This window comes from Thermoanaerobaculia bacterium, from assembly GCA_035260525.1.
Lineage (GTDB): Bacteria > Acidobacteriota > Thermoanaerobaculia > UBA5066 > DATFVB01 > DATFVB01.
On record DATFVB010000042.1, the window covers coordinates 29,466 to 54,800 of the forward strand.

At 69.8% G+C, this 25,335-nt stretch carries 23 protein-coding genes, 1 tRNA gene and 1 riboswitch; of the genes, 14 read left to right on the forward strand and 10 right to left on the reverse strand.

Translation table 11 applies throughout. The features are described from left to right. Positions 1-38: 38 nt before the first annotated feature. Positions 39-473 carry a hypothetical protein gene (locus tag VKH46_01945; GenBank protein ID HKB69575.1) on the forward strand — a complete coding sequence of 145 codons (435 nt, stop codon included), beginning with the start codon at positions 39-41 and terminating at the stop codon, positions 471-473. A 355-nt stretch (positions 474-828) separates the two neighbouring features. On the opposite strand, the gene VKH46_01950 is transcribed toward VKH46_01945, so the two are convergent. The 3 genes from VKH46_01950 to VKH46_01960 all read right to left on the reverse strand — a co-directional run bounded on the left by VKH46_01950 (position 829) and on the right by VKH46_01960 (position 3,771). Then, positions 829-1,116 (reverse strand): hypothetical protein, encoded by a 288-nt coding sequence (locus tag VKH46_01950; GenBank protein HKB69576.1) that lies wholly within the window; start codon positions 1,114-1,116, stop codon positions 829-831. Between the two features lie 104 nt (positions 1,117-1,220). Beyond that, on the reverse strand, positions 1,221-2,528 hold the full coding sequence (locus tag VKH46_01955; protein HKB69577.1) for an MFS transporter: 1,308 nt from the start codon (positions 2,526-2,528) through the stop codon (positions 1,221-1,223). A gap of 106 nt (positions 2,529-2,634) precedes the next feature. After that, on the reverse strand, positions 2,635-3,771 hold the full coding sequence (locus tag VKH46_01960; GenBank protein HKB69578.1) for a hypothetical protein: 1,137 nt from the start codon (positions 3,769-3,771) through the stop codon (positions 2,635-2,637). A 79-nt stretch (positions 3,772-3,850) separates the two neighbouring features. Between VKH46_01960 and VKH46_01965 the strand changes: the two genes are divergently transcribed. Then, positions 3,851-5,023: a metallophosphoesterase family protein gene (locus VKH46_01965; protein HKB69579.1), complete on the forward strand. Its 1,173-nt coding sequence runs from the start codon at positions 3,851-3,853 to the stop codon at positions 5,021-5,023. A gap of 222 nt (positions 5,024-5,245) precedes the next feature. On the opposite strand, the gene VKH46_01970 is transcribed toward VKH46_01965, so the two are convergent. Together VKH46_01970 and VKH46_01975 are read right to left on the reverse strand one after the other, a co-directional pair. After that, positions 5,246-7,402 carry a lytic transglycosylase domain-containing protein gene (locus tag VKH46_01970; GenBank protein ID HKB69580.1) on the reverse strand — a complete coding sequence of 719 codons (2,157 nt, stop codon included), beginning with the start codon at positions 7,400-7,402 and terminating at the stop codon, positions 5,246-5,248. After that, positions 7,399-8,598, reverse strand: coding sequence for a hypothetical protein (locus tag VKH46_01975; GenBank protein HKB69581.1), 1,200 nt, complete (start codon positions 8,596-8,598; stop codon positions 7,399-7,401). Before VKH46_01975 ends, VKH46_01970 begins: the two co-directional genes overlap by 4 nt. A 149-nt stretch (positions 8,599-8,747) precedes the next feature. On the opposite strand from VKH46_01975, the gene rpsU reads away from it, so the two are divergent. From rpsU to VKH46_02035, 12 genes are all read left to right on the forward strand, one after another. Next, complete coding sequence (gene rpsU, locus VKH46_01980) at positions 8,748-8,954, forward strand: 30S ribosomal protein S21 (GenBank protein HKB69582.1); 207 nt, start codon at positions 8,748-8,750, stop codon at positions 8,952-8,954. 19 nt (positions 8,955-8,973) lie between these two features. Further along, positions 8,974-11,292 carry a Smr/MutS family protein gene (locus tag VKH46_01985; protein ID HKB69583.1) on the forward strand — a complete coding sequence of 773 codons (2,319 nt, stop codon included), beginning with the start codon at positions 8,974-8,976 and terminating at the stop codon, positions 11,290-11,292. A 77-nt stretch (positions 11,293-11,369) separates the two neighbouring features. Beyond that, positions 11,370-13,145, forward strand: a complete 1,776-nt coding sequence (dnaG, locus tag VKH46_01990; protein ID HKB69584.1) for a DNA primase — start codon at positions 11,370-11,372, stop codon at positions 13,143-13,145. Further along, complete coding sequence (rpoD, locus tag VKH46_01995) at positions 13,145-14,803, forward strand: RNA polymerase sigma factor RpoD (GenBank protein HKB69585.1); 1,659 nt, start codon at positions 13,145-13,147, stop codon at positions 14,801-14,803. Before dnaG ends, rpoD begins: the two co-directional genes overlap by 1 nt. Positions 14,804-15,125: 322 nt before the next feature. Continuing rightward, positions 15,126-15,199: transfer RNA gene (locus VKH46_02000), tRNA-Ile, on the forward strand. A gap of 129 nt (positions 15,200-15,328) precedes the next feature. Next, positions 15,329-16,051 (forward strand): C4-type zinc ribbon domain-containing protein, encoded by a 723-nt coding sequence (locus VKH46_02005; GenBank protein HKB69586.1) that lies wholly within the window; start codon positions 15,329-15,331, stop codon positions 16,049-16,051. A gap of 117 nt (positions 16,052-16,168) precedes the next feature. Beyond that, positions 16,169-16,579, forward strand: a complete 411-nt coding sequence (locus VKH46_02010) for a ribonuclease HI family protein (protein HKB69587.1) — start codon at positions 16,169-16,171, stop codon at positions 16,577-16,579. Further along, positions 16,576-17,298 (forward strand): YggS family pyridoxal phosphate-dependent enzyme, encoded by a 723-nt coding sequence (locus tag VKH46_02015; protein HKB69588.1) that lies wholly within the window; start codon positions 16,576-16,578, stop codon positions 17,296-17,298. Before VKH46_02010 ends, VKH46_02015 begins: the two co-directional genes overlap by 4 nt. Further along, positions 17,295-17,600 carry a YggT family protein gene (locus tag VKH46_02020; protein HKB69589.1) on the forward strand — a complete coding sequence of 102 codons (306 nt, stop codon included), beginning with the start codon at positions 17,295-17,297 and terminating at the stop codon, positions 17,598-17,600. The genes VKH46_02015 and VKH46_02020 overlap by 4 nt, the downstream gene beginning before the upstream one ends. 10 nt (positions 17,601-17,610) lie before the next feature. Further along, positions 17,611-18,123: a DivIVA domain-containing protein gene (locus VKH46_02025; GenBank protein HKB69590.1), complete on the forward strand. Its 513-nt coding sequence runs from the start codon at positions 17,611-17,613 to the stop codon at positions 18,121-18,123. Between the two features lie 6 nt (positions 18,124-18,129). Continuing rightward, positions 18,130-19,401, forward strand: coding sequence for an imidazolonepropionase (gene hutI, locus VKH46_02030; protein ID HKB69591.1), 1,272 nt, complete (start codon positions 18,130-18,132; stop codon positions 19,399-19,401). Then, positions 19,391-20,023 carry a cyclodeaminase/cyclohydrolase family protein gene (locus tag VKH46_02035; protein HKB69592.1) on the forward strand — a complete coding sequence of 211 codons (633 nt, stop codon included), beginning with the start codon at positions 19,391-19,393 and terminating at the stop codon, positions 20,021-20,023. Before hutI ends, VKH46_02035 begins: the two co-directional genes overlap by 11 nt. Before the next feature lie 319 nt (positions 20,024-20,342). On the opposite strand, the gene VKH46_02040 is transcribed toward VKH46_02035, so the two are convergent. The 5 genes from VKH46_02040 to VKH46_02060 form a co-directional block, all read right to left on the reverse strand. Continuing rightward, positions 20,343-20,531 (reverse strand): hypothetical protein, encoded by a 189-nt coding sequence (locus tag VKH46_02040; GenBank protein ID HKB69593.1) that lies wholly within the window; start codon positions 20,529-20,531, stop codon positions 20,343-20,345. Continuing rightward, positions 20,531-21,418: a hypothetical protein gene (locus VKH46_02045; protein ID HKB69594.1), complete on the reverse strand. Its 888-nt coding sequence runs from the start codon at positions 21,416-21,418 to the stop codon at positions 20,531-20,533. The genes VKH46_02040 and VKH46_02045 overlap by 1 nt, the downstream gene beginning before the upstream one ends. Before the next feature lie 64 nt (positions 21,419-21,482). Beyond that, positions 21,483-22,046 carry a cob(I)yrinic acid a,c-diamide adenosyltransferase gene (locus VKH46_02050; protein ID HKB69595.1) on the reverse strand — a complete coding sequence of 188 codons (564 nt, stop codon included), beginning with the start codon at positions 22,044-22,046 and terminating at the stop codon, positions 21,483-21,485. A 29-nt stretch (positions 22,047-22,075) separates the two neighbouring features. Further along, complete coding sequence (locus VKH46_02055; protein ID HKB69596.1) at positions 22,076-23,944, reverse strand: TonB-dependent receptor; 1,869 nt, start codon at positions 23,942-23,944, stop codon at positions 22,076-22,078. 20 nt (positions 23,945-23,964) lie between these two features. Next, positions 23,965-24,177, reverse strand: a riboswitch (cobalamin riboswitch). Between the two features lie 479 nt (positions 24,178-24,656). Beyond that, positions 24,657-25,335: aminotransferase class I/II-fold pyridoxal phosphate-dependent enzyme (locus VKH46_02060; protein ID HKB69597.1), on the reverse strand; the 679-nt coding region annotated here is incomplete at its 5' end.

The following is a 25,335-nucleotide window of genomic DNA, read 5'->3' on the forward strand; positions in this document are numbered from 1 at the left end:
GGCATCCGCGTTGCGATCTCCCCCCGCGGAGGTTCGTCATGGAAGGAAGAAGGAAACTCGCTCTCGCCGCCGTCGTGACCGGAGCGCTTCTCGCGTTCGGATCCCGGCCGGCTGAGGCTCAGGTAGCCTCGCATCCCTTCGCGACCGTCGCCCGGCACGAGGGATACCGGGGCAACGATCGAAACGGATACCGGGGCGGAGATCGCCGCGGAGACCGGTACCGCGACGGCGGTCGCCGCGGGTACGGCGGAAATCGGTATCGGGACAATTACCGGCGCCGGGAATATCGGCCGTACCGTTCGTACGGCTACGGCTACGCGCCGAATGCCTACAACGACTATTACCCGCCGTACGCCTACGACGGCTACTCTCCGTATCCGCGATATCGGACGCGGCGCATCTTCATCGCGTTCCCGTTTCCCCATTTCGTGATTCGGCGGGTGCCGATCCCGATTCCGGTTCCCGGCTGGTAACCGTCGCGGGAGCTGGCTCGGGGACCGGGAGCGCGTGACGGGTTCACGGCTCGTCGAACGAGCGACTCGGCCGCGAACCCGTCACCCCCTCGCCGACGCTCCCGCCCCCGCATCGCGGAGAGCTCTTGCCTCGGTTACTTCGGCAAGAGCTCTCCGCGATGCGAAGGGGCCCGCAGCCGAGACGTCCGAGACCGCCGACAAGCATCCGCGTGAGCTCGCCGCGCCCCGAGTCTTGAGAGTTGAGCTTCCGTCCACCTTGGACGATGAGGCAGGCGGTGCGCCGAGCGGAGCGGAAATGCCCAACCCGGCTCGTTCTTTTTCCGGCGGCATGCCGCCCGCGCGGTTCCCGGCCGCTTCAGTCCCTGCCGATCAGCACTCCCATCAATACTCCGAGCGCGATCCCGACCCCGAGCGATCCGAGCGCCACGCCGACCGAATGCTCGTCCGTGTAATCCTTCGCGCTCTCGGAAGCGCGTTCCCATCCTTCGCCGATTCGACGCGAGGCCTTCGCTCTTCTCGCCCGAAGCTCCTCCCAGATCGACGAGCCTTCGATCTCCCCGTCTCCGCCGGCGCGCCGGACGCCCGCGTCGATCGGACCCGGCGAAGGAACGTTCTCGCCCGCGGACTTGTTGAGGTCTTCCATCTTTTCGTCTCCTTTCCGGAAAGTGCGTCGATGTCGAAGCGGAGGTTCAAGCAAGCGACGGGCCAGAGAAGCCGCGGCACGGCTGATCGCGGCGAAGCGCTGACTTAGCGCCCCTCCCCGGCCGGCTCGATCGCGGGCAAATGTCGTTCGAGGTCGTATTCCCGGACGATCGGCGCCGCGAGCGCCACGACGCCGGCGACCACGATCGTCGCGATCCCGCCGCTCACGATCGAGAACGCGGCGCCCAACGCGGTCGAGCGGAAGAGGGAGGCCACGAATCCCGCTTCCGCTTCCCCGAGCTGCGGCCCGCCCATGAAGAAGATCATGTTGACGGAGGTCATCCGCCCCCGCAGGTCGTCGGGAGTGATGACCTGCCGCAGCGTCTGCCGGATCACCGTCGAGACCAGGTCGGCGAGCCCGGCGGCGGCGAGCGCCGCGAAGGTGAGGGCGTAATTGCGAGACAGCCCGTAGACGATCGTGGCGGCGCCGTAGGCGGCGACGGCCTTCAGGAAGATCGGCCCCTGACGGCTCGGCAGCGAGTGCAGCGCCGTGTACAGCGAGCCGACGAGGGCGCCGATCGCGGGCGCGGAGCGAAGCCATCCGTATCCGGCGGGGCCGACGTGGAGGATCTGATCCGAGACGATCGGCAGGAGCGACATCGCTCCCGAGAAGAGGGTCGCGAAGAAATCGAGCGCCATCGTCGAGACCATGATCGGCGTCCGGAAGACGAACCGGAGCCCGTCGGCGAGCGCCTGCCGCATGCGGGGCGGCGCCGCGGCCGTCGCGGCGACGCGCCCCGACGCGCGGATGAAGAGCAGGGCGACGAGGACCGCTCCGAACGACACGGCGTTGCCGAAATAGATGAGCGAAAGGCCGCGCGTCCCGCCGCGCGCCCAGCGGCTCGTCGCCGCGATGACGACTCCCGAGGCCGCGGGGCCGGCGATCATCGCGACGTGGAAGAAAGTCAGGTTGAGCGAGAGCGCTCCCGGCAGGTCGCCGGCGGGGACGAGCCGCGGGATCAGCGCCTGCCGCGCCGGGTTGTCGAACGCGGTGGCGGCCGACGCGACCGCGGTGAGCACGTAGATCAGCCACAGCGTCTCGCGATGCATCAGCGTCGCGATCGCGAGGAGGAGCGCGGCGGCCGCCATGACGCTCTGCGCGGCGAACATCACCCGCTTCCGGTCATGGCGGTCGGCGACGACGCCTCCCCAGAGCGAGAGGGCGATGATCGGCACGACGCGGACGAGCCCGACGAGGCCGAGCGCGAGCGGGGAGTGCGTGAGGAGATAGATGTGCCAGTCGATCCCGACGTTCTGCATCTGGGTGCCGACGATCGAGATGAGCGTGGCGAGACCGAGCAGCCGGAAGTCGCGGTGCTCGAGCGAGTGGTAGGGGCGGCGAGCCGCGCTCATGCGCGGCGGTAAATCGGGCTCATCTCGGTCATTGGAGTTTGGAGTTTAAGGTTTTGCTGGAGTTCGGTGCTTGGTACTGGGAAATTGAGCCAGAGTCGGGCGCGCCTCATTGCCTCGCCGGCAGGGCGGTGCGGAGCGTCTGGATTTCCTCTGGAGTCGCCGGCCTCCACCGGCGCCGCGCGATCCGCCGCGAGAGGGCCTCGCGGTCGAGGATGAGGCTCGTGACGTGCCGCCCTTCCGGCGTGAACGCGTGCGCGCGGCCGCGCGGGCCGAGCACGATCAACGTCCCGCGCGTCTCGTCGGCGAGGAGATCCGCGTCGGCCGCGCTCCAGGCGTCCTGGATGGCGGCGTGCGTCGGGCGGTTCTCGCGGCGGCGTTCGACCGCGTGCTTCGTCCGGCGTCCGCTCTGCCGGCCGGACCGCTCGAGGACGCGGCGGAGATCCTGCAGGATCCCCGGTATCCTGCGCATGAGCTCCGACCGCCGCGCGGGAGACACGGCATCCTGCGCGAGATCGTCCTCGATCTGGCCGAGCCGCCCGCGGGCCGACTGGAGGGCGACCGCGAAGCCGTGCTCCGGGTGCGCGTCGAGAAACGCGGACGCTTCCGCGCCGATGCGGTTGAGCGACAGACGGGTCCTCCCTTCCGGCGAGCGGCTCTCGACCGCCTGGACGGTGATCGCCGAAAGGGGCGCCCCGCCGGGCGCGCCGAAGTGCCCCGCGACGATCTGTCCGAGCACGTCGTACGTCTTCGAGGACTTTCCGAACGGATGCAGGAGCCGCGCCTTGAGATCCCGCCCCGGCTGGACGAGCGCGAGCGGCGCGGAGCTCGAGAAGAGCTCGTCCACGCGCTCGTGGCGCGCCTCGAGGAGCGCCTGCGCGAGATCGGTCCACTGCGGCTGTCCGGTCGGCGAGAACCCCGAGAAGACCGACTGCGGACGCGGCGGCGCGGAGTGCTCGCAATCGGCGCGGTCGCAGCGGTAGCAGAAGACGCGTCCGGCAACGACCGGGTCCGCGCGCGACCCCGTCCGCTGGAGCGCCGCCCCGATTCCCGCCAGCAGCGCCGGCGCGGCCTCGGAGCCGTCGGACCGGCGGGGCGGGATCGAGACCTCGACCGAGACCCGGAGCGCTTCGGGAAACGGCGCTTCCGCGCCGAACATGCGCCGGTGCATCCGGCGGGCGAGGTCCGCGATCTCCCCCTCGATCTTCCGCGCTTCCCCCGAGAGCGATTCGCGCCCGCGCTTCACGCCTCCATTCTAAGGCGCGAGGCTTCGCCGTCCGGCGGTCTGGAAGCGGGCGCGGCGCCGTGTAAAGATCGCGTCCGGGATGAACGGAGCGTGGGTCCTCGCGGCGGCCGCCGCCGCTTTCCTGTCGGGCGCGCCCGTCCGCGGGGCGACGGATCGTCCGATCGCGCCGGTAGGAGGGAAGCTCGCGCCGATCTCCGCGGGCGCCGATCTCCTCTTCGTCGTCGGCGGCGACAATCGGTCGACCGGCCGGGACGCGTTGTTGCCGCGCGTGATTCGCACGATCTTCTCGGAGATCGGTCTCATCGGCCCGAATTTCGTCCTCTGGACCGGGGATACGGTGTACGGCTATCACGACACCGCGCGCGAGCTCGCGATCGAGTACGACCGGTTCGCGGCGGCGGCGCGCGAGAGCGGCGCGCCCGTGTTCAACGCCCCGGGCAACCACGAGATCCATCATCTCCACGGCGACCCGTGCGGAGACCGCGCGTCGGAGGAGGCGTACGCGCGCCGTTTCGGGAACCTCTACGGATCGTTCGACGCGGGGGACGTGCATTTCATCGCCCTCGACACCGCGCAGGTCTGCTCGGAGGATCGTCTCGACCCCGCCCAGCGAGCGTGGCTCGAGCGGGACCTCGCGGCGAACAAGAACGCGCGGGCCATCTTCGTCTTCACACACTCGGTGTTTTTCGCGCCCCCGCTGATCGATCCCGGCTCCGAGAAGCCGGAGATCGGCAACAGGGCGGATCTCGTCGCGCTCTTGCGCCGGTATCCCGTGCGCGCGGTCTTCTCCGGCCATGCCCATCTCTACTCCCATGAAGCGCACGACGGAATCGACTACTTCATCGCGGGCGGCGCGGGCGCGCCGCTCTACGCGCCGCCGGACCGCGGAGGCTTCTCGCACTACGTCGTCGTGCGCCTGGCCGGAAACGACCTGCGCTGGGACCTCGTCGAGCCGGGCCGGCTCTACGTCGAGACCGGACGCGATCTCGCCGGCGCGCGGACGACCTGGATCGTCAACGGCACCGATGCGGACGTTCCTCTGCGCGGCGCGTGGATCGACGCCCCGGGACCCCTCGGCTCGTGCCGGCGGCTCGCCGCCGCGGCCCGTCTGAAGAAGAGCGACGGGACGGCGGTCCCCGTGCCCGCCTTTGTCGAAGGATGCGCCGTCGTAAACGGCCGGCGGCGCGCGCGCGTCGCGCTCACGTCTCCGCGCGGGACCTCCGTTCGCGTCACGATCGGCCGCACGCGCTGAGCGGTGAGTCCGCGTCAGTCGTACAGTCGCGCGTCACGAGTCCGAGCGCTAACGGCGAGTACACCGTGCCTCCTGTCATCCTGAGCGAAGCGAAGGATCTGCCCTCGGTTCCTCGGTCGTTGTCTTTCGAACTGGTGACCGGCGACGAACCGACTCGCGATTCTGAGTCGACGCGCAACGCGGGACGGAAGGACTCGCGACGGTTGTCTTTCCGTCTCGCGACTACTTTTCCGGGTACAGCTCCCGATACGACTCCGAGAAGAGGAAGACCCGGCGGACGTAGTCGCGGGTCTCGGCCGCCGGAAGCGACTCCAGCCGCTCGTCGGCGGAGAGGCCCGGGTGGTCGCGCAGGAAGCCACGGATCCGGCCGGGCCCGGCGTTGTACGCGGCGAGCGCCATCAGACGGTCGTTGCCGAAGTCCTGGAGGAGCTGGCGCAGGTAGGAAGCGCCGAGCCGCACGTTGATCGCCGGGTCGTACAGGAACGCGCGGCGAAACCGCTTCTTGAGCACCTTCCGCGAGAGGAGCCGGGCGGTGCCCGGCATCAGCTGCGTCAGGCCCGCCGCGCCCGCCTTCGATCGAGCCCGGGCGTTGAACGTGCTCTCCTGCCGCACGAGCGCGCGGAAGAGGCTCGGGTCGACGCCGAACTCCTTCGCGGCGGACTCGACCAGGCCTCCGGCCGGGAGCGGGTAGTAGAGCCGCCGCCACTGCTCCGGGACCTCGCCCTCGAGCGCGGTCCCGATCCGGGGAAACGCCGCCTTCACGGAGGCGCTCGCCGAGGCGAAGTCGCCGAGCGCGAACGCCGCGACCGCGAGCCGGAGCCGGCGTCCGCGCGATTCGGGAAGGCGCTCCGCTTCGCGCCGGGCCTGCGGGAAGAGACGGAGGCGCAGGAGCTCGTCGACGGAAGCGAACTCGCCCGAGAGCTCCGGCGGCTCGGAGGCGGGGGTGTCTGAGCAGCCGGCCTTCCACGCCTCCGCGAACTTCGCATAGAGGTCGGCCGGGTCGGCGCAGGGGAGTTCGCGCCCGAGCTCGTCCGCGGCGTCGGCCTTTCCGAGCCGCTCGTAGCACCGAGCGCTCCAGTACTGGAGCCGGCGCGACGCGGACACCTCGTGATAGACGGAGGCGAGCGCGAGGACTCCGTCGAGCGCCCCGGAGTAGTCCTTCGCCTCGATCTTCTCCCAGACCGGCGCCCAGAGCGCCTCGAATCCCCACGTCGCGCCCGCGTCGATCGCCGTCATCCGGCGCGCGGCGTCGAGCGCCGACGGCGCGTCGCCGGCGGCCGCCCAGAGCACGACCTCGAAGCGGAAGCCGCGCATCTTCGTCTCGGCGGCCGCGTCGCCCGAGGTCGCTTCGTGAAAACCCGAGGCGAGGCGGCGGGCGACGTCCGGCGGCAGGTCCCGGATCTGGAGCTTCCGGCGCGAGCGGCCGCGGCGCGAGAGCGCGCGGCGAAGCCCGTTCTCGGCCGTCACGAGCGCCGCCGCGCTCCCTTCCCTGCCGCCGGTCCCGACGAGCCGCGCCTCGCGGTCGGACGCGTCGAGCTTTCCGAGCTTTTCCAGGGCGCGGGCACGCAGCAGGCGGAGCCGCCGCTGTCGGGAGGCGTCGAGCGCGCCGGGCGCGATCTCGGCCGCCGTCTCGAGAGCCCCCGTCGTCTGCCCCTCCGCCGCGAGCCGCTCGGCCGTGTCGAGCTTCCGAGCGTCGGACAGGTTCGCGACGATGCGCCGGCCTTCGCGCAGGAGCGGGCGCGGCAGCTTGCGGTCGAAGAGGAGCGCGGGATCGCCCTCGATCAGATCCGAGGCGGCGCGCGCCAGGGCGTCGTCGTCGCCGAGCTCGCCGGCGAGACGGGCCCGCGCGTCGACGAGGTCGCGGCGCTGGTCCGCCGCCGCCGCTCCGGCGGCGCTTTCGAGGGCCGCGAGCGTCTCGCGCTTTTCGGCGCGGCCGCGGGAGAGGCGCGCCGCCGCCAGAGCGGAGGGGACCCGATCGGCCCTCGCGCTCTCTTCGCGGGCGGCGCGCAGGTACGCGTCGCGCGCCTCGCGCGTGCGCCCCGCGCGCTCGAGCGCCGCGCCGAGGAAGGCGTCGCGATACCCCTGCATTCCGATCGCGCGCGCATCGACGGCCGAGAGCGCGGCGACCGCCGAGGCGTCGCCCGTGTCGAGCGCGCGATGCGCGCGGAACAGGTCGACGCGCGCCTTCCACGCGGGGAGGGGATAGTTGCGGAGGAGCTCGTCGAAACCCGTGCGGGCGGCGCCGGCGTCGCCGCGTTCGAGCGCTTCGGCGGCGCGGGCGAACGTCTCGTCGGCGTCAGGTGAAGGGGGCTCCGCGAAGTCAGCCCGAAGCGGGAGCGCGGCGAGGAGGGCGGCGAAGAAGAGCGCCCTTCGGATCAAGAACCGAGAGCGTCGGAACTGCCGTCGGCGAGAGAGCGGATGAGCTCCTCGTGGAAATAGTTCGTCGTGGACCGGACCGACTCCGGCACGCGCTCGTTGTACGTCTGCCGCGCGCGATCGATGTCGTCCCTGAGGCGCGCGTAGATGTCGTTGTGCCTCTTCCCTTCCTCGATCGCCGCCTCGTTGTAGAGCCGGATGTCGGAGACGAGGAGCCGCGCGATCTTCCGGGCGTGCTCGTGCGGGTCCTCCTCGACGGCCGCGAGCGGCCCGCGAAGGATGCGGGGCCCCGCCGGCGCGACGCCCGGAGGGGGACGGTACGCGTGGCTCGACTCGAAATCGATGCCGCGGGCCGGCGGCGGCGGCTCGGGTGCCGGCTCGGGCTCCGGCTCCGCGGCCTCGGGCGTTTCCTCGATCTCGATCGCGGCGGGCGGCTCGGGCTCGGTTTCGCGCGCTTCCGGCGCGCGCTCGGCCTCGGCCGGCTCGAAGCTCCGGAACGGCGTGAGCGCCGGCGCGGGGCGGATCTTTCGCGAAGCGAGGCGATCGACGGCGACCCCGATCAGAAACGCCAGGAGCGAGAGCGCGTCGGGATCGAACGGCGACGAGGCGTCCTTCTGGTCGGCGTAGAGGATCGCGGAGATCTTTTCGCGCACGACGATCGGGCAGACGAGGGCGCGCCGCGCGCCGGGGGAATGGAGGAGGTCCGACATCGGCGAGCCGCCGGCCAGGACGACCGGATTGCCGTCCATCGCCGACGCGAGGGCCGGGTTCGCGGACGGGGAGACGGCGAGGTTTCGGAGAGCCGACTCTTCGGCGGGGGAGTAGCCTTCCGCTTTCCACACGGCGAGGCTCTCGCCGCGCGACACGAGGAGCACGGCGCGGTCGCTCCGCCGGCGGCACCCGGCGAGGAACGCCTTGAGCGCGTCGACCTGGTTGGAGGCCGCGTCGATGGCGCGCATGATCTCGCGCATCTCGCCGAGATCGGCCGCCTCGGGGGGCGCCGGAGGCGCGGGCTCGGGAATGACTCCCGCGGGGACGAGCTCGGGGAGGGGAAAGTCGAGCCGCATCAGGAACTCTTCCCACTTGCGGTGGCTCTCGAGGCGCATGCGCTCGAACTCGAGCCGGAGCTGGTCGAGGTGCTCTTCCAGGCGGCGCTTGGCTTCCTTCTCGATCTTCTGGCGAATCTCTTCAGCGGACATGCGGCGATATTTGCGCGGAATCGCGAATTTGTCAAGAAAGTCAAGGCATCAAAGGACTTATCGTCCGCTCGTTGACGGCGCCGGGGGCCTGCCGTATCATTGACAGTCCGCCCGCGGGGCGCATCTTTCAGCGAAGGGGGTGATGGCCAATGCCTGTGATCCACATCAAGGAAGACGAGTCCTTCGAGAACGCTCTCCGCCGGTTCAAGCGGAAGTGTGAGAAATCGGGCATCCTCTCCGAGCTGAAGAAACGTCAGCACTACGAGAAGCCTTCGGCCAAGCGCAAGCGCAAGGCGATTGCCGCCCGCAAGAAGATGCTCCGGAAGCTTTCGGAGGAGCGCCGCGCCGGCGTCTGATCCCCTCGACTTCACGGCCGTGGTGACCCTGGCCGCCTCCTTCGCCCAGACCGAGATCGGCCGCGCGAAGGTGCGCGGCCTTTTTCCTTTTCCGGAGGAGGAGGAAGCGCGCGGCGCGCTCGAGGAGACCGCTCAGGCGGTCGTCCTCCGCGAGCGCGCCGGCCGCCTCCCGCTCGCCGGCCTCGACGACCCCGCGCCCCCCCTCGACGCGCTCGCGGCCGCGGGAGGCCTCGGTTTCGACGCGGAGCTGCGCCCGCTCCTCTCGGTGGCGCGCGCCGCCGAGCGGACGCGCCGGCTCGACGCCGATCTCTCGGATCTGCCGAGGCTCGCGGCGCGGATCTTCGCGCTTCCCGATTTCGGGGATCTGGTGCGCACCGCCGCCCGCCTCTTCGAGCCCGACGGCACGCTTTCCGACCACGCCTCGCCGAAGCTCCAGACGCTCCGCACGCGGCTGCGCCGGGAGCGTCAGAGCCTGTACGAGACCGCGAAGCAGTGGCTCGCGCGAAACGCCGCCGACGCCGCGGGAGAGACGGTCGTGCTGCGCGAGGAGCGCTACTGCGTGCCGGTCTCGGCGAGCGCCGCGGGGCGGGTCCGCGGGATCGTGCACGACCGCTCCGGGTCCGGCCAGACGGTGTTCGTCGAGCCGTTCGAGATCACCGACGCGAACAACGCGCTCTCGCTCCTCTCGTCGGATTTGAAGCGCGAGGAGGAGCGGATCCGCCGCGAGTTCGGCCGCGCGCTGCTTTCCCGCGGCGAGGACCTCCTCGCGGCGGCGGAGCTCCTTTCCGAGCTCGACGCGATCGAGGCGCGCGGCGCGTTCGCGCGCGCGTGCGAAGCGACGATGCCCGAGTTCTCGCCGCGCGACTGGGCGATCTCCGGAGCGCGCCACCCGCTGCTGGACCGGGGCCTCGCCGCCGCGCGCCGGACGGTCTTCGGCGAGGAGCCCGGGACGCGCGACGCCGTGCCGCTCGACGTCGAGCTCGCGCCCGGAAAGCGGTGGCTCCTCGTCTCCGGGCCCAACGCCGGCGGAAAGACCGTGGTCCTGAAGACGGTCGGGCTCTTCTCGATGCTCGCGCAGGCCGGGTTCCTCCTGCCGGCACGCCGCGCCGTGCTCCCGTTCTTCCGCGCCTTCCTCACGCTGATCGGCGACGAGCAGGGAATTCTCTCGGACCTGTCGACCTTTTCGTCGGCGATGCGGCGGCTCGCCGAGGTGCTCCGCGACGCCGACGCCGATTCGCTCGCGCTCTTGGACGAGCTCGGGAGCGGGACCGATCCGGAGGAAGGCGGCGCAATCGCCGTCGCGTCGCTCGAGAGCCTGCTGGCCCAGGGGACGCGCGCGGTCGTGACGACGCATCTGACGAGCGTCAAGGAATTCGCCGCGGGGCGCGAGGACGCGCAGATCGCGGCGATGGAGTTCGACGAAGAGACGGGGCGGCCCACGTATCGGCTCCGCGCCGGGTTCCTCGGCCGGAGCCGCGCGCTCGCGACCGCCCGGGACCAGGGGCTGCCTTCGGCGACGCTCGACCGCGCCTCGACGCTCCTGGGCGAGGCCTGGCAGCGGCGCGAGAAGCTCGAATCGGAGGCCGAGGAGGCGCTCGCGCGGCTTCGCGAGCGCGAGCGGGAGCTTTCCGAGTCGCTCGCCCGCGCCCGCGAGCGCGAGGAGCGGCTCCAGGCCGAGCGCGACGAAGTGGAGGCGCGCCGGCGCAAGATCCTGACGGAGGGACGCGACTCCCTCGACCGCGCGCGCCGGGATTTCCGCGCCGCCGCGGCGGAGGCGGTCGAGAGGATTCGGAGCGAGAAGATGACGCAGGCGAAGGCGGCCGAGCTCCTCGCGCGCGTGGAGTCGGAGCGGCGGGCGGACCCGGCCGTGCGCGAGGCGGAGGAAGAAGTCGAGTCGGCGGCCCGGACGCTTCGCGCCGGCGACGCCGTGCGGCTCCGCGCCGGGAGCGCCACCGGCACGATCGTTTCGATCGAGGGAGACAAGGCGCGCATCGAGGCGGGAGGCAAGCGCCTCTCCGTCCCGCTCGCCGACCTCACCGCGATTGCGCGCAAGCCTTCGGGCAGGAGCGCCGTGTCGGTGCCGGAGCCGGTCTCGGCGCCCCGCGAGATCCACGTGATTGGCCGTACGGTCGACGAGGCGATCGATGAAGTCGACCGCGCGATCGACCATTCGATCTCGTCGGGAGAGGAGACGCTCCGCGTCGTCCACGGACACGGCACCGGCCGGCTCCGCGCGGGATTGCGCGACTTCCTGCGCAAGCATCCCGCCGTCGCCTCGTACCGCGCCGGCAAGGCCAACGAGGGAGGCGAAGGCGCGACGGTCGTGGTGCTGAAATGAGCGCCCGAAGAGACGCGCTGAAATGAGCGCCCGAAGAGACGTGCTGAAATGAGCACCCGAAGGGTGGTGGTACTGAAATGAGCGACGCGCTCGACCTGAACGATCGCGTCCTCGCCGACATTCGCGCCGCCGCCGACATCGTCGACGTGATCGGCGAGCACACGACGCTGAAGAAAGCGGGCAACTCCTGGAAGGGCCTGTGCCCGTTCCACCGCGAGAAGACGCCGTCCTTCACGGTCAACCGCGACCGCGGCCTCTTCTACTGCTTCGGCTGCGGCGCCGGGGGCGATCTCTTCGGGTTCGTCCGGCAGATGGAAAGGGTCGAGTTCCGAGAGGCGGCCGAGATCCTCGCGCGCAAGTACGGCATCGAGATCCCGAAGCGGACGCGGCGCGACGGATCCGACCGCTCGGAGAAGCTCCGCGAAGCGGTGGCGAAGGCGCACAAGACCTACGTCGAAGCCCTCGGGAAGGCGCCCAACCGCGCGCTCGCCTATCTCGAGAGCCGGGGCGTGCCGGAAGACGCGGCGCGCGAGCTCGGCCTGGGCTTCGCGCCGGAGGGGTGGGACTTCCTGGCGCGGTCGCTCTCCTCCTTCTTCACGCCGGACATCCTGATCGAGGCCGGTCTTCTCCAGCCGGGCGCCGAAGGGAAGCGGCCGTACGACCGCCAGCGCGACCGCCTCGTCTTTCCCATCCGCGACGAACGGGGCCACGTCGTCGGATTCGGCGGCCGGTCTCTCTCGGGCGAGGAGCCGAAGTACCTGAACTCTCCGGAAACGCCGATCTTCGCCAAGAACCGGCTCCTCTACGGCCTTCCCGCGGCGCGGGACGCGATTCGCCGCGAGGATCGGACCATCCTCGTCGAGGGATATTTCGATCATCTCGCGCTCTGGCTCTCCGGCTGCGCGAACACCGTCGCGAGCATGGGGACGGCCTTCGGCAGGCCCCAGGCCGAGAAGCTGCGGCGGCTCGCGCCGCGCGCGGTCCTCTGCTACGACGGCGATGCGGCCGGCCGGAACGCGACGCGCCGCGCGATTCCGATCCTGTTGTCGGAGGGGATCGAGGTGCGGGTCGCCCGGATGCCGGCGGGCCTCGATCCGTTCGACCTGTTTCGCGAGTCGGGAGGAGAGGCCGTGCGGAAGGCCGTCGAGCAGGCCCCGGCTTTCCTCGAGTGGCTCCTCTCGGACCTCGAATCGGCGCCCGCGGAGCCCGAGGCGCGCGGCGAGGTCGTCAACGGGATCCTTTCCATCCTCGAAAGCGTGCCCGACCGGGTCCTGCGTTACGAGTACGTGCGCCGCGTCTCCGAGGAGGCGGGAATACCTGCCGACGTGCTCTGGAAGCGGGCGCCCGCGCGCCCGGTGCCCTCCGAGGGAACGAAACCGGGCTCGGAATCGTTTTCCCGAGTGCCGCTTCCGGCGGTGGAAAGGCGGCTCTTGAGCCTGCTCGTCAACGGCGGCGAGGAAGCCGCCGCGTTTCTGGAGATCGATCCGGAGTACTTCTCGGATCCGCGGCTGCGTGCGATCTTCCTCGCCGTGGGGTCGGAAAAAAAAGAGGGGGAGGCCCTTGATTTCCCCCGAGTCGCGACCCATCTTGAAACCGGGGACGAACGGACGCTCCTTTCCGAGCTCGCCTGCGACGAGGAGCCGCCCGGCGGGATCGAAGCTATCTCTCAGTACGTCAATTATTTGGCGCGTGGGTATCTCGAGCGGCAGGCCGCGGTGGTGCAGCAGGCGATCGTGGCTGCCGAATCGAGGGGCGACAAGGAAGAAATCGACCGGCTATTTCGTTCCAAGACTGCCCTGAGACAGCAAATCGCGGATCTCGGACGTGACGGCGCACGGAGGAAAAATTGTTGATGATCGAGGAAAAATACCCGGAAGTTCGGTCGCTTTTCGCGCAGGGCAAGGGGAAGGGCTATCTGAGCTACGAGCAGATCCATCAGGCCCTTCCCGACGAGCTGGCGACGACTCCGGATGAGCTCGACGAGGTCTACCAGCGCCTGGGCGATCTCGGGATCGAAGTCATCACCGACACCGACAAGGCGGGCCGCCGGAAGGCGAGCGCCGCCGAGGGAGAGGAAGTCTCCGAGGGTGTGGAGAAGACCAACGACCCGGTGCGGATGTACCTGCGCGAGATGGGGACCGTCAAGCTCCTCGACCGCGAGGGAGAGGTCCAGATCGCCCGCCGCATCGAGGTCGGGGAGTCGAAGATCTACCGCGCGCTCTCGAACAACCCGAAGATCCTCGAAGAGATCCTGAAGATCGCCGAGAGCATGGCCAACCGCAACCTGCCGGTGGTCGAGGAGGAAGAGGACTTCGAGGGCGACGAGCTCGCCGAAGGGCGGCTCTCCAAGCGGGTCGACGAGATCCTGGCGGCCTTCCGGAAGATCAACGGCATCGACTCGGACCTGAAGCGACTCGCCGCGCGCATGAGGACCGTCAAGAAGGCCTCGAAGCTCGAGGCGAAGACCCTCGCGGCCTCGGACAAGAAGGTCTCGGAGATCGCCAAGTGGGTCCGCTCGATCGACTTCACGCCGATGATCCTGATCCGGCTCCTCAACATCCTGCGCGACATCGACCGGCAGCTCTCCGTGCCCGAGCAGATGATCCGCCAGGACACGACGACCGTGAAGAAGGAGAAGAACGCGACGCGGCGGGAGTTCTACCAGCGGCGGATCGCGAAGTACCGGAAGAACCTGCGGGAGATCGAGAAGAAGTTCGGCCTGACCCACGAGGACGTCAAGCGCACGCTCCGCGCCGTCCGCGAGGGGGAGGAGGAGGCCGACCAGGCCAAGCACGAGCTGATCGTCGCCAACCTCCGGCTCGTCGTCTCGATCGCCAAGAAATACACGAATCGCGGCCTGCAGTTCCTCGACCTCATCCAGGAAGGGAACATCGGCCTGATGAAGGCGGTCGAGAAGTTCGAGTACCGCCGCGGCTACAAGTTCTCGACGTACGCGACGTGGTGGATCCGGCAGGCGATCACCCGCGCGATCGCGGACCAGGCGCGCACGATCCGCATTCCCGTGCACATGATCGAGACGATCAACAAGCTCACGCGCACGTCGCGCTCGCTCGTGCAGGAGCTCGGCCGCGAGCCGGAAGCCGAGGAGATCGCCAAGCGCATGGACATGCCGGTCGGCAAGGTCCGGAAGATCATGAAGATCGCGCAGGAGCCGATCTCGCTCGAGACCCCGATCGGCGAGGAGGAAGACTCGCACCTGGGCGATTTCATCGAGGACCGCATGGCGATCTCCCCGATCGAGGCGGTGCTCGTGTCGAACCTGCGCGACCAGACGCGGAAGGTCCTGAAGTCGCTCACGCCGCGCGAGGAGCAGGTGCTCAAGATGCGGTTCGGCGTCGGCGACGGCTCGGAGCACACGCTCGAGGAGGTCGGCCGCTCGTTCAACGTCACGCGCGAGCGGATCCGGCAGATCGAGTCGAAGGCGCTCCGGAAGCTCCGGCATCCCTCGCGATCCAAGAAATTGCGGCCGTTTCTGGAGACCATCCGGTAAGAGGGTTCCTCGCTTCGAGGTCCGGTTCTCAATGGGGGAATTGGAGCGACTGCCGTCGCTCAATTCTCGCGCCGAGTTGGAGCGGACGCTCCGCGCCGCTCAACTCGGCTGTAAGCCGGAGACGCTTCCAACGCCGTCCTCTTCGAAGCGATTCTCCCGTTCCCAAGACAGCTCCGTAGAGAGTCATCGAGCCGAACATGCCGCCGGCTTGGGCGACGGCGTCGCCTCAAGCCGGCGACGTGTCGCGTTATGCGGCGCGCGCAGCCGTCCGCATCAACGCGACCCTGTGTTATATTTGACGATCTTGGGCTAGGATCCGCACGGGTCCATAGCTCAGCGGTCCAGAGCCACCGGCTCATAACCGGCCAGACCCCGGTTCGAATCCGGGTGGACCCAGGACCGGCGGCGAGGAAAGGGATTCGTGAATCAGGCAGGAAGCGGCGACATCGCCCGAGAGGGTGAAATCAGGAAAACGGGGCGACTCTCCACGAGTGCGCCCCTTTTTTATGCACTCGCGGAGTCGGCGTGACGGGTGAAATCGAGAATCTGATCAAGCTGCAGGAGCTCTTCCTTCTCCAGAAATCCAAGGCCCGCCAGCGGGACACCCTCCCTCCCGAGCTCTCCGACGTCGACCAGGAGTACCGGGAGAAGCTCTCGGCGATCGAGAACCTGAAGAGCACGATCGAGGACGCGGAGCGGTCGCGGCGTTTGGCCGAAGGAAAGCTCGCGGAGCTGACCGACCGCCTGAAGAAGTACCAGGTGCAGCTGATGGCCGTGAAGAACTCGCGCGAGTACGGCGCGATGTTGAACGAGATCGACCAGGTCAAGCGGGCGCTGCGCGAGGTCGAAGACGAGGTCGTCGGCTTCATGGAGACGATCGAAGCCGCGCGCACCGAGCTCGCCGAGCGCGAGGCGAAGCTGCCGGAGGAGACCGCGGAGCACGAGGACCGGCTGTCGGGGTGGCGGGAGACGCAGCGGCAGATCGATCGCGAGCTCGAGGAGGCCCGGGTGCAGACGGCCGAGATCGAGAAGCGATTCTCGCCGAAGAAACTCGCCGAGTTCTACCGGCTCTGCGACCGCAAGGGCGGCCACGCGGTCGTCCGCGCCGTCTCCGGGTCCTGCTCGGCCTGCCACGTCCGGCTCCGGCCGGCGCTCTACCAGGCGCTGCGCCTCGGGGGCGAAGTGATCACCTGCGATTCCTGCAAGCGCATCCTCTACTATCAGGACGCCGCGGCCGCGTCGTCGTAAAAAAAGCCGGCACGAGTCGCGAATCTTGAACCGTGACGATCCCGTTTCTCCCGGGAGCGAGTTGTGCGACGCCGGACCGATGGTCCGGCGATCGCTGCAACGGAGCATCGTCCCGCGATGAAACTGGTCGCTTACATCGACGGCGCCGCGCGCGGAAACCCGGGCCCGGCGGGGGCGGGCGCGTATTTTCCCCCCGGCGAGGACAACGGCGCGCCCCGCGAGCTCTTCGAGGCGCTCGGCCGGGCCACGAACAACGAGGCCGAGTACCGCGCCCTGCTCCTCGCGCTCGGGGAGGCGGAGCGGCAGGGAGCCTCGGAGGTCGCGATCTATTCCGATTCGCTTCTCCTGGTCGAGCAGATCAACGGCCGGTTTCGGATCAAGGCCGACAACCTCAAACCGCTGGCGCGCGAAGCCATGAGCCGCTCGCGTCTCTTCCGGAAGTTTTCGATCGCGCACGTACGCCGCGAGAAGAACCGGGACGCCGACCGACTCGCGAACATGGGCGCGGACGCCTCGGAAGCGATGTGACCGCCGGCCCGGATCCTCCGTCCTCGCCCGAGCTTTCCCGGCGTGTCCGCGACGTCGAGGAGCGGATCGCGCGCGCGTGCGAGGCGGCCAACCGCGACCGGTCGGAAGTCACGCTGGTGGCGGTCTCGAAGACCCATCCTTTCGAGACCGTCCGGCGCGCGGTCGAGGCGGGGCTGACCGTCTTCGGCGAGAACCGGGTGCAGGAGGGGGTCAGGAAGATCGAGGCGCTCCGCCCCGATTTTCCGGACCTTTCCTGGCGTCTCATCGGCCGCCTTCAGACGAACAAGGCCAAAACCGCGGTAAGATATTTCGAGGAGATTCAATCGGTTGACCGCATTTCTCTGCTCGAGATCCTCTCGCGGGAGGCGGGGGCGTCGAACCGCTACCCGATCTACGTGGAGGTGAACGTGGGGGGCGAGGTCTCCAAGGGGGGCGTGCCGCCGGCCGAGTGCGGCGCGCTCGTCCGGGCGGCGCTCGCGGCTCCGTCGATCGAGCTCCGCGGGCTGATGACCGTGCCGCCGTTCTCCGACGATCCGGAGGCGTCGCGGCCGTATTTTCGCGAGCTCCGCGGCATGCGGGACCGCCTCGAGCAGGAGACGGGCTCGCCGCTCCCCGGACTGTCGATGGGAATGAGCCACGATTTCGAGGTCGCGATCGAAGAAGGGGCCACCGTCGTCCGCGTCGGCACCGCGCTCTTCGGACCGAGGGAGATCGTATGAGGGGCCTCGGGACCGGAGTGGCGATCGGCCTCGTGCAGGTCGTGTCGATGCTCTTCCAGCTCGTGATCTGGCTCGTGATCGCCGCGGCGCTCGTGACCTGGGTCTCCCCCGACCCGCGCAACCCCGTCGTGCAGTTCCTCTACAAGTCGACCGAGTGGCTGTTGAAGCCGTGCCGGAAGATCCTCCCGCCCCGTTGGACGGGCGGAATCGATTTCTCGCCCATCATCGCGATCCTGCTTCTGGTGCTGCTCCGCGCGATCGTGCTGAGCCTGATGACCGGAGGCGCGTACTCGCCCATCTGAGGAGATCATCATGACGCCCAAGATCACCGCTCTCGAGATCCAGAAGCACGAGTTCACCGTCAAGCGCCGGGGCTACGACGCCGAAGGGGTACGAGCCTTCCTCCTGTCGGTTGCCGAGGATTTCCAGGAGCTGATGCGTGAGAACGTCGACCTCCAGACGCGCGTGCGGCATCTCGAGGAGGAGAACTTCGACCACCGCGACCGCGAGAAGATCCTGAAGGAGACGCTCCTGTCCGCGCAGCGTCTCTCCGAGGAGATGAAGAACACGGCGCGGCGCGAGGCGGAGAACGTCGTGCGGCAGGCGGAGCTCGCCGGCCAGCAGCTGACGACCGAGGCGCTGCAGCAATCCGCGAAGATCGAGAAGGCGATGCGGGACCTGAAGCTCCAGCGGGCGAATTTCCGGCTGAAGTTGAAGTCGATGCTCGACATGTTCCAGCAGGTCCTCGACTTCGACCAGGAAGAGGAGGAGAAGTCGACCACCGTCTCTTACCTGGTCCGGTCGCAGGACACCACTGCCGGCTGATGAATGATGCGGGCTGACCCGCCGCCGGCGGAGCTTCGCGACACCCTCGAAATCCGGAACCTCTCCTGCCTGGCGACGGCGACGGGCGCTTCGGCGCGCCGCGGCAGCGCGCAGCGCGAGATCCTCGTCGTCGAGCACGCGGCGGTCCGCTGCGAGGGGGGGCGGATCGTCTTCGCGGGCCGGGACTCGGATCTGCGCGGCCGCTTCGACCGGCCCGAGCGCGAGATCGACGGGTCCGGGAAGACGCTCCTTCCGGGGTTCGTCGACGCGCACACGCATCCGGTCTGGGCCGGCGACCGGGCCGCGGAGTTCGCGCGTCGCCTCGCCGGGGAATCGTACGCGGCGATCGCGGCGTCCGGCGGCGGGATCGTCGCCACGGTCGAGGCGACCCGCCGGGCGACGCGAGAAGAGCTCACCGCGGCGACGCGTTCGCGTCTGGTCGCGATGCGCCGGTCGGGGACGACGACGGCGGAATGCAAGTCCGGGTACGCCCTCGACGCCGAAGGGGAGATCCGGTCGCTCGAGATCCTGCGGGACCTGGCCGCGGAAGGCATCATCGGGATCGTTCCCACGCTGCTTGCGGCGCACGAGATCCCGGTCGAACGCCGGCGAGACCGCTCCGGATGGGTGCGCGAGATCACGGAAGCGATCCTTCCCCGCGCCGCCTCGGCGGGCCTCGCGCGCTTCTGCGACGTCTTCTGCGAGGAGGGCGTCTTCACCGTCGCGGAGTCCCGCGCGATCCTCTCGCGCGCGCGGGACCTCGGCCTCGGGCTGCGGGTGCATGCCGACGAGCTCGCCCGCTCCGGGGGCGCGCGGCTCGCGGCGGAGCTCGGGGCGGCGTCGGCGGACCACCTGCTCTTTGCCGGGGAAGACGAGATCGCGGGGCTCGCCGCCGCCGGAACCGTCGCCACGCTGCTGCCCGGCACGGCCTGGTGGCTCAAGTCCCGCCGCGCGCCGGCGCGGGCGCTCGTCGACGCGGGAGTTCCCGTTGCCGTCGCGACGGACGCCAATCCGGGCTCGTGCAACACGGAATCGCTGCCGGCCGTCGCCGGCCACGCGTGCCACGACTACGGAATGTCGATCGAGGAGACGCTGACCGCGATCACGTTGAACGGCGCGGCCTCGCTCGGCCTGGCGCCGGACCGGGGCTCGATCGAGGCGGGCAAGCGCGCCGACCTCGTCCTGATCGACGCTCCCGACTACCGGCACCTCGTTTATCATTGGGGCCTGCCCCTGGTCACGCACACGATCGTGGGAGGTCGCGTCCATGAATTTTGAGAGCCGCTCGTTCCGCGAGTTCCGGTCCTCCCTCGCCTCCGACGCTCCCACTCCCGGCGGCGGCACCGCCTCGGCCGCGGCCGGCGCGATGGGCGCGTCGCTCCTCTCGATGGTCCTCGCGCTCACGGTCGCGAAGGAGAAGTTCGCCGCGGTCGCCGGCGAGCTCCGCCCGATCGCGGAAGAGGCCGAGCGCGCGGGGACGCGCCTCGAGGAGCTCATGAACGAGGACGCGGCGTCCTTCGACGCGATGGTCGCCGCGCGAAAGCTCCCGAAGGAGACCGACGCCGAGAAAGCGGCGCGCGCGCGCGCGATGCAGGACGCAGCGAAGCGCGCGGCGGAAGTCCCGATGGAAACCGCCCGCTGCGCGGCGACACTTCTGTCCCGCGTCCCGCTCGTCGCCGAGAAGGGGAACCCGAACGCCGCTTCGGACGCCGGTGTCGCGGCGCTGCTGCTGGCGTCGGCGGCCGAGGGCGCGCTCCTGAACGTGGGAATCAACCTCGGGTCGATCCCGGACCCGGCCTTCGTCCAGACGATGGAGAAAGAGACGGCGACGCTGTCCGCCGACGTCGAGCGGCTGAGGGCGCAAGTCATTGCTCTGGTCCGCAAAACCTTTTCCAAGTAGCGGGCGCGGACCATACGCGTCGTTATACGGGACGCGGGCGGCCGGCCGGCGGGCTTAACGTACGCCCCGGTACGCCGCGCCCGCCGGCCCGGCTGCCCGCGCGCGTCTTCCAACCCGTCTGGCCGCGCCTGGTCGTTTGCCTATTCGGGATCGTATCGGGGTCGGCCTTTCGCTCACCGCGCCTCGACGTTGTCATAACCGACACCCGCGTTCGCGAAGCTTCTGTCTCGACGGTGAGGGTTTCGCCTCTCCCCGCGGGAGAGGCCGCCGCGCCGAGATCCGAAGGAGCGAAGGCGGGCGGGTGAGGGAGACCCGAGGGCTATTTTTTCCCGGTCTTCTCCAGCTCTTCCGCGGCCTTCTCGACGGCGGCGCGCGCGCGGCGCAGCGCCTCGATCGAGAACGCCCTTCCTTTGGAGAACGCGATCTTGCCGAGCTGGAACAGTGAATCGCCGAGCATGCGCATCTCGTCGGCGATCTTCCCTTCGGTGCGGTCTTCGGGGTTTTCCATCAGAACGTCTTTTTCTCCCGTTTGGTAAAGAAGGTCGTCGGGAACGCCTTCTGGAAGTAGTCGTACATCGCCAGGATCTGGCGATTGTCTCCGTTTTCCCATCCGGCGTCGCGGAAGCAACCTTCCTGCCCCGAGAAGCTGCGGAAGCAGAGCTCGAGACAGAGGTTCTCACCGGCGCGCGGCGCGCAGTTCAACCACATCTCCTTGATGTTTCGTTCGGAGATCGAAAAGTTGTCCTCCGGGTCGACCATCTGGTACCAGTTCACCCGGTCGCCGTCGACGACGAACTTCCCGATCTTCTTCTTCTTCGAGCTGCCGATCCCGAGGAACCCTTGCCGCTGCCGCACGAGGCCGTCGAACTCGGCATGCCGCGCGACGGGCTGGACCGTTTCGGCGACGGGGGCCGCCTCGGCCGACCCGGCGTGGAGCATCGCGTCGATGACCGTCTCCGACAAGCCGGCTCGCCGCAGCGCGATCAGATCGTCGACGGTCAGCCGATACGGCTGGTTCGCCCGCCGCACCTTGTTGAGGAGGAAGTCCTCGGAGTAGCCCGCGTCGCGGAGACGCAGGATCTCGCTCGCGGCCGGCGACAGCGTCGGACTCGCCGGAGCGACGGGCGCGACCGCCGGATTGGGGGCGGAGGAGGCGCCGCTCCCCGATCCGAAATCCCCCGCCGGCGCCGGCGGCTCGACGGGAGCGGGAGCGACGGCCTGCGCCGCCGGCTGCACCGCGGCGGGAGCCGGTGCCGGAGCGGGCTGGGCCGCCGGAGGCGGCGCCACGTACGGCGGGGGCGGATTCTTCGAGGTGAACGATTTCGAGGCGCAGGCCCACGTCGCCGCCAGTCCACCGAGAAGGATGGAGATCCCGAGAATCCGTCGAGGCGTCATCTTTGCCGCTCCTTGGAGCGCGTCCTTCTTTTCCGACGAGAACCGGGAACGCTCGAGGGCGATTCTACACCCGGCTGTTCCAGAGAACGTCCGGGCGCCCGCGGCGCCGGTTCTCGAATCTCGCCGCCACGAAGAGCGCGTCGGACAGGCGGTTCAGGTACGGAACGACGTGCGGCCCGACCGCCTCCTGCCGCGCGAGCCGGATCGTCTCCCGCTCCGCCCGCCGGCAGGTCGCGCGGGCCACGTGCAGCGCCGCGGCGCCCGGAGTCCCGCCGGGAAGGACGAAGTTCTCGAGCGGCGCAAGCTCCGCCGACATCTCGTCCATCCAGAGCTCGAGGGCGTCGACGTGACGCTGCCCGATCACCGGAACGGGCCGCTTCTCCTTGTCCGGTTCGAGCGTGCAGAGGTCGGAGCCGAGATGGAAGAGGTCGTTCTGAACGGCCGAGAGACGTTGTGCGAGCACCGGCTCGAGACCGGCGGCGATCGCCGCGCCGATCTGCGAGTTGACCTCGTCGACCGTCCCGAAGGCGTCGATTCGCGGCGAATCCTTCGGGACGCGCTGGCCGCCGCCGAGCGAGGTCGTGCCGTCGTCGCCGGTCCGCGTGTAGACCTTCGTGATCCGGGGCATGGGGGGAGTCTAACGCCTCGCTCGCCCGGTCAGAACGACGCGGAGAGCCCCGCCGAGAGCCGCCGGCGCCGCGCCGGGAACCCGCTCGCCTCCTCGTAACGGCGGTCGGCCGCGTTCTCGACGTTGACGAAGGGAGCGACGTGGCCGAAGCGGTATTCCGCGTGAAGGTCGAGCCGCAGATAGGACGGGTCCTCGGTCGCGCCGTACGGGAACACCGCCTGGACGTCGGGGCGCCTCCCGGTGAAGAGGAGCGTCGCCGACGCGTTCCAGCGTGCGGAGCTCCACGCGAGGTCGAGAGACCCGCGGTGCCGCGGGCGGCGGGCGAGCGGCGCCCCGCCGTTCTCGTCGACCGCCCGGAGGAACGTGTACGAGACGGCGCCGCGCAGCGAGGAGACGATCGGCGCGGACGCGCTCGCCTCGATCCCCTCCGTGCGCGCCCGGCCGACGTTGCCGTTCGTCTGGCGGACGGGGTCGTACTGGATGAGGTCGCGGATGTCGTTGCGGAAGGCCGCGACGTCGAATCGCGCGCGGCCGGCCGAATGCGTGAATCCGATCTCGAAGCTCCGGGAGCGCTCGGGGGAAAGATCCGGGTTCCCGAAGAACGGGTAATAGAGCTCGCCGATCGAAGGCGCCCGGAACGCGGTTCCCCAGGAGGCCCGGATCGCGTCGGCGGGGCCGGCGTTCCAGACCGCCGAGACGCGGGGGCTCGTCGACGACCCGAACGCGGAATGCCGGTCGAATCGCACCCCCGCCACGACGTGGAGCCGGCCGCCGAAGAAGGCGATCTGGTCGTCGACGCCGGCTCCCCAGGTCGAAATCCTCCGGTTCGCGATGAGCGTGCCGAATGCGCCGCCCGAGTCGACCGTCGAGCGCTCGTACGAGGCCACGGCCGAGAGCGTGTTCCCGTCCGAGGCCTTCCACGAATCGACGACGCGCGCCCCGCGCGTCCGCGCGCGCGTCTCGCTCTGGAAGAAGCCCGAGGTGTCGTCGGGATCGACGGCAGTCGGGTGCAGCGCGACGTCGTAGAGGGCGGCCGACAGCGCGTTCTGCTCCGAAAGCGCCGCGCGGACCGGGAGCGTCCACGTCGTCTGCGCGAAATCCGTGAACCGCCGCGGCGTGGGCTGCCCGGCGTCGGAAGGAATCTCGCTGCGAGCGAACATCCGCTCGACCCGCAGCCCGGCGCGGAACCCGGGCGCGGCGTTCCAGTCGACGGCGGCCGAGCCGTTCCGGTCGCGCCAGCCGTCGTTGTCGACGCGGGTTCCCGCGACGTCCTGCGGCTCGCCGCCGTCGTGCGCGTCGCGGCCCGAGACGGAAAGGGCCACGGGTCCGGTCCCGGCCGTCGCGAAGAGCGTCTCCTCGTGGAACGCGCGGTTCCCGGCCGCGGCGGTCGCCCGGCCGGACGGCTCGGCCGAGGGCGCTCGGCGCAGGATCGAGATCACCCCGCCGATCGCGTCCGAGCCGTAGAGGGCGGAGTACGGCCCCCGGACGATCTCGATTCTCTCGACGTCCTGCGTCGAGAGGGCCGAGAAGTCGTATCCGGCGAAGTACGGGCTGTTGACGCGCACGCCGTCGATCAGCACGAGCGTCTGGGTCGAGTTCGTTCCCCGGAGGAACACGCTCGCGACCTTTCCGGCGTCGCCGCTCTGCACGACGTCGACGCCGGGAACCTGCCGGAGGAGATCGAGCACGTCGGTCTTTCCGCTGTGCTCGATCTGCTGCCGGGTGATGACGGTGACCGACGACGACACGGCCGGCTCGGTCTCCGGGGCCAGCGACGCGGAGACGACCACGTTCTCGGAAACCGGCGGGACGGTCTGCGCGCCGGCCGGCGCGGCGAGCGCGGCGGCGGCCGCGATGGGAAAGAGGAACCGGGCGAGGAAAGGAGAACCCGTGCTCATCGAAACCTCCCGTTTCGACGCGACGAAAGTGGCGCTTCGGCAGGTCTCCTGACTTCCGGATCGTCCGCCCGGCGCTCCTTCCCGAGCGCGCGACTTGCATCGGCAGCGCTCAGTGGTTTCTTGCGCGGGCGTCCCCGGTCACAGTGGCGGGAGCCGTGCGGGTATTTCACCCGCTTCCCTTTTCACCCCTTCCCGGCAATCCGGGAGGAGGCACCGAAAACGTTCAAAGATCGCGAGGGAAGGAAACATACGCCACGGTCGCGCGGAGAGCAAATCGTCCGGGGCAAGTCGCCCGCCGCGATTCGCGAGGCGGCGAATCGGGTTCACGAACAGGAGCGGCAATCCGGCATTGTTTCGAAAGTTGTCCCTTCGTCATCTTGAGTCCTTCGCTCGCGGCTGTCATCCTGGGCGCAGCGGCCTGCCGCGCCGACTCGTCGCGCCGAAGCTTCAGCGAAGGAGGAAGCCTTGGCGAAGGCGGGAAGGATCTACTCTCGGGTCGCTCGAGGATAGACTCCGCGAAGGATCTACTCTTGGTGGGGTAGATTCTTCGTCGCTTCGCTCCTCAGAATGACAAAGTCGCCTTACCTCGCCCGTCGAACGGGGAGAGGGGAAGCGACGCCGATCAGCCGAACACGACGAGGACGCCCGTTTCCTTCGAGTGCTTCGAGCACGGGCCGAATCCCGCGTCCGGCCGGAGCAAGCTCCCGCGATGTCAGACCACGACGTGCAGGGGACGCTCCTGTCGCCGGGCCGCCGCGGGCACGTACTCGCTCCACGCGCGGGCAAGGCGCCTCACGCCGTCGCGGATCTCGGCCGGTTCCAGACAGAACGGCATCCGGAGATGATCCGCGTGCGCGTTGGACGGGGAAAAAACCGACCCGGGGAGTATCGCCACGCCGTGGCGGCGGGCGACCGCGCCGAACTCCTCCGCATCGCCTCGCGGGAGGCGCACCCAGACCGACAGACCTCCGAGCGGGCGCTCCCACTCCCAGTCGGGAAGCCTTCGCGAGAGCTCTCCGGCGAGGACCTCGAACCGCTCGACGACCTCGGCGCGCCGGCGCTCGCGGATCTGCGGGAGCCGCCGCATCAGGCGCGCCCCGAGCGTCTGCGAGAGGGGAGAGTTGCCGAGGTCGCTCATGACCTTGATCTCCGCGGCGGCGTCGAGGAGCGGCGCGGGAGCGCGGAGCCATCCCACGCGCAGCCCTCCCCAGATGAGCTTCGACAGCGAGCCGATCGTCAGGACCCTTCCTCCGCGGGAAAACGCCGCGATCGGCGGGGGAGGACGCGTTCCGAAATCGAGCTCGTCGAGCGTGCCGTCCTCGACGACCACCGCGCCGTGCCTCTCCGCGATGGCGGCGATCTCGCGCCGCCCTTCCGCGGGGATCACGGCG

Coding starts and splice junctions, on each gene's coding strand:
- dnaG (HKB69584.1), top strand. CDS start 11,370: ATGAGCGACGCGCTCGACCTGAACGATCGCGTCCTCGCCGACATTCGC.
- VKH46_02040 (HKB69593.1), bottom strand. CDS start 20,531: ATGGAAAACCCCGAAGACCGCACCGAAGGGAAGATCGCCGACGAGATG.
- VKH46_01950 (HKB69576.1), bottom strand. CDS start 1,116: ATGGAAGACCTCAACAAGTCCGCGGGCGAGAACGTTCCTTCGCCGGGT.
- rpoD (HKB69585.1), top strand. CDS start 13,145: ATGATCGAGGAAAAATACCCGGAAGTTCGGTCGCTTTTCGCGCAGGGC.
- VKH46_02035 (HKB69592.1), top strand. CDS start 19,391: ATGAATTTTGAGAGCCGCTCGTTCCGCGAGTTCCGGTCCTCCCTCGCC.
- VKH46_02050 (HKB69595.1), bottom strand. CDS start 22,046: ATGCCCCGGATCACGAAGGTCTACACGCGGACCGGCGACGACGGCACG.
- VKH46_01945 (HKB69575.1), top strand. CDS start 39: ATGGAAGGAAGAAGGAAACTCGCTCTCGCCGCCGTCGTGACCGGAGCG.
- rpsU (HKB69582.1), top strand. CDS start 8,748: ATGCCTGTGATCCACATCAAGGAAGACGAGTCCTTCGAGAACGCTCTC.
- VKH46_01965 (HKB69579.1), top strand. CDS start 3,851: ATGAACGGAGCGTGGGTCCTCGCGGCGGCCGCCGCCGCTTTCCTGTCG.
- VKH46_02025 (HKB69590.1), top strand. CDS start 17,611: ATGACGCCCAAGATCACCGCTCTCGAGATCCAGAAGCACGAGTTCACC.
- VKH46_02010 (HKB69587.1), top strand. CDS start 16,169: ATGAAACTGGTCGCTTACATCGACGGCGCCGCGCGCGGAAACCCGGGC.
- VKH46_01955 (HKB69577.1), bottom strand. CDS start 2,528: ATGAGCGCGGCTCGCCGCCCCTACCACTCGCTCGAGCACCGCGACTTC.
- VKH46_02055 (HKB69596.1), bottom strand. CDS start 23,944: ATGAGCACGGGTTCTCCTTTCCTCGCCCGGTTCCTCTTTCCCATCGCG.
- VKH46_02045 (HKB69594.1), bottom strand. CDS start 21,418: ATGACGCCTCGACGGATTCTCGGGATCTCCATCCTTCTCGGTGGACTG.
- VKH46_02020 (HKB69589.1), top strand. CDS start 17,295: ATGAGGGGCCTCGGGACCGGAGTGGCGATCGGCCTCGTGCAGGTCGTG.
- VKH46_01975 (HKB69581.1), bottom strand. CDS start 8,598: ATGTCCGCTGAAGAGATTCGCCAGAAGATCGAGAAGGAAGCCAAGCGC.
- hutI (HKB69591.1), top strand. CDS start 18,130: ATGCGGGCTGACCCGCCGCCGGCGGAGCTTCGCGACACCCTCGAAATC.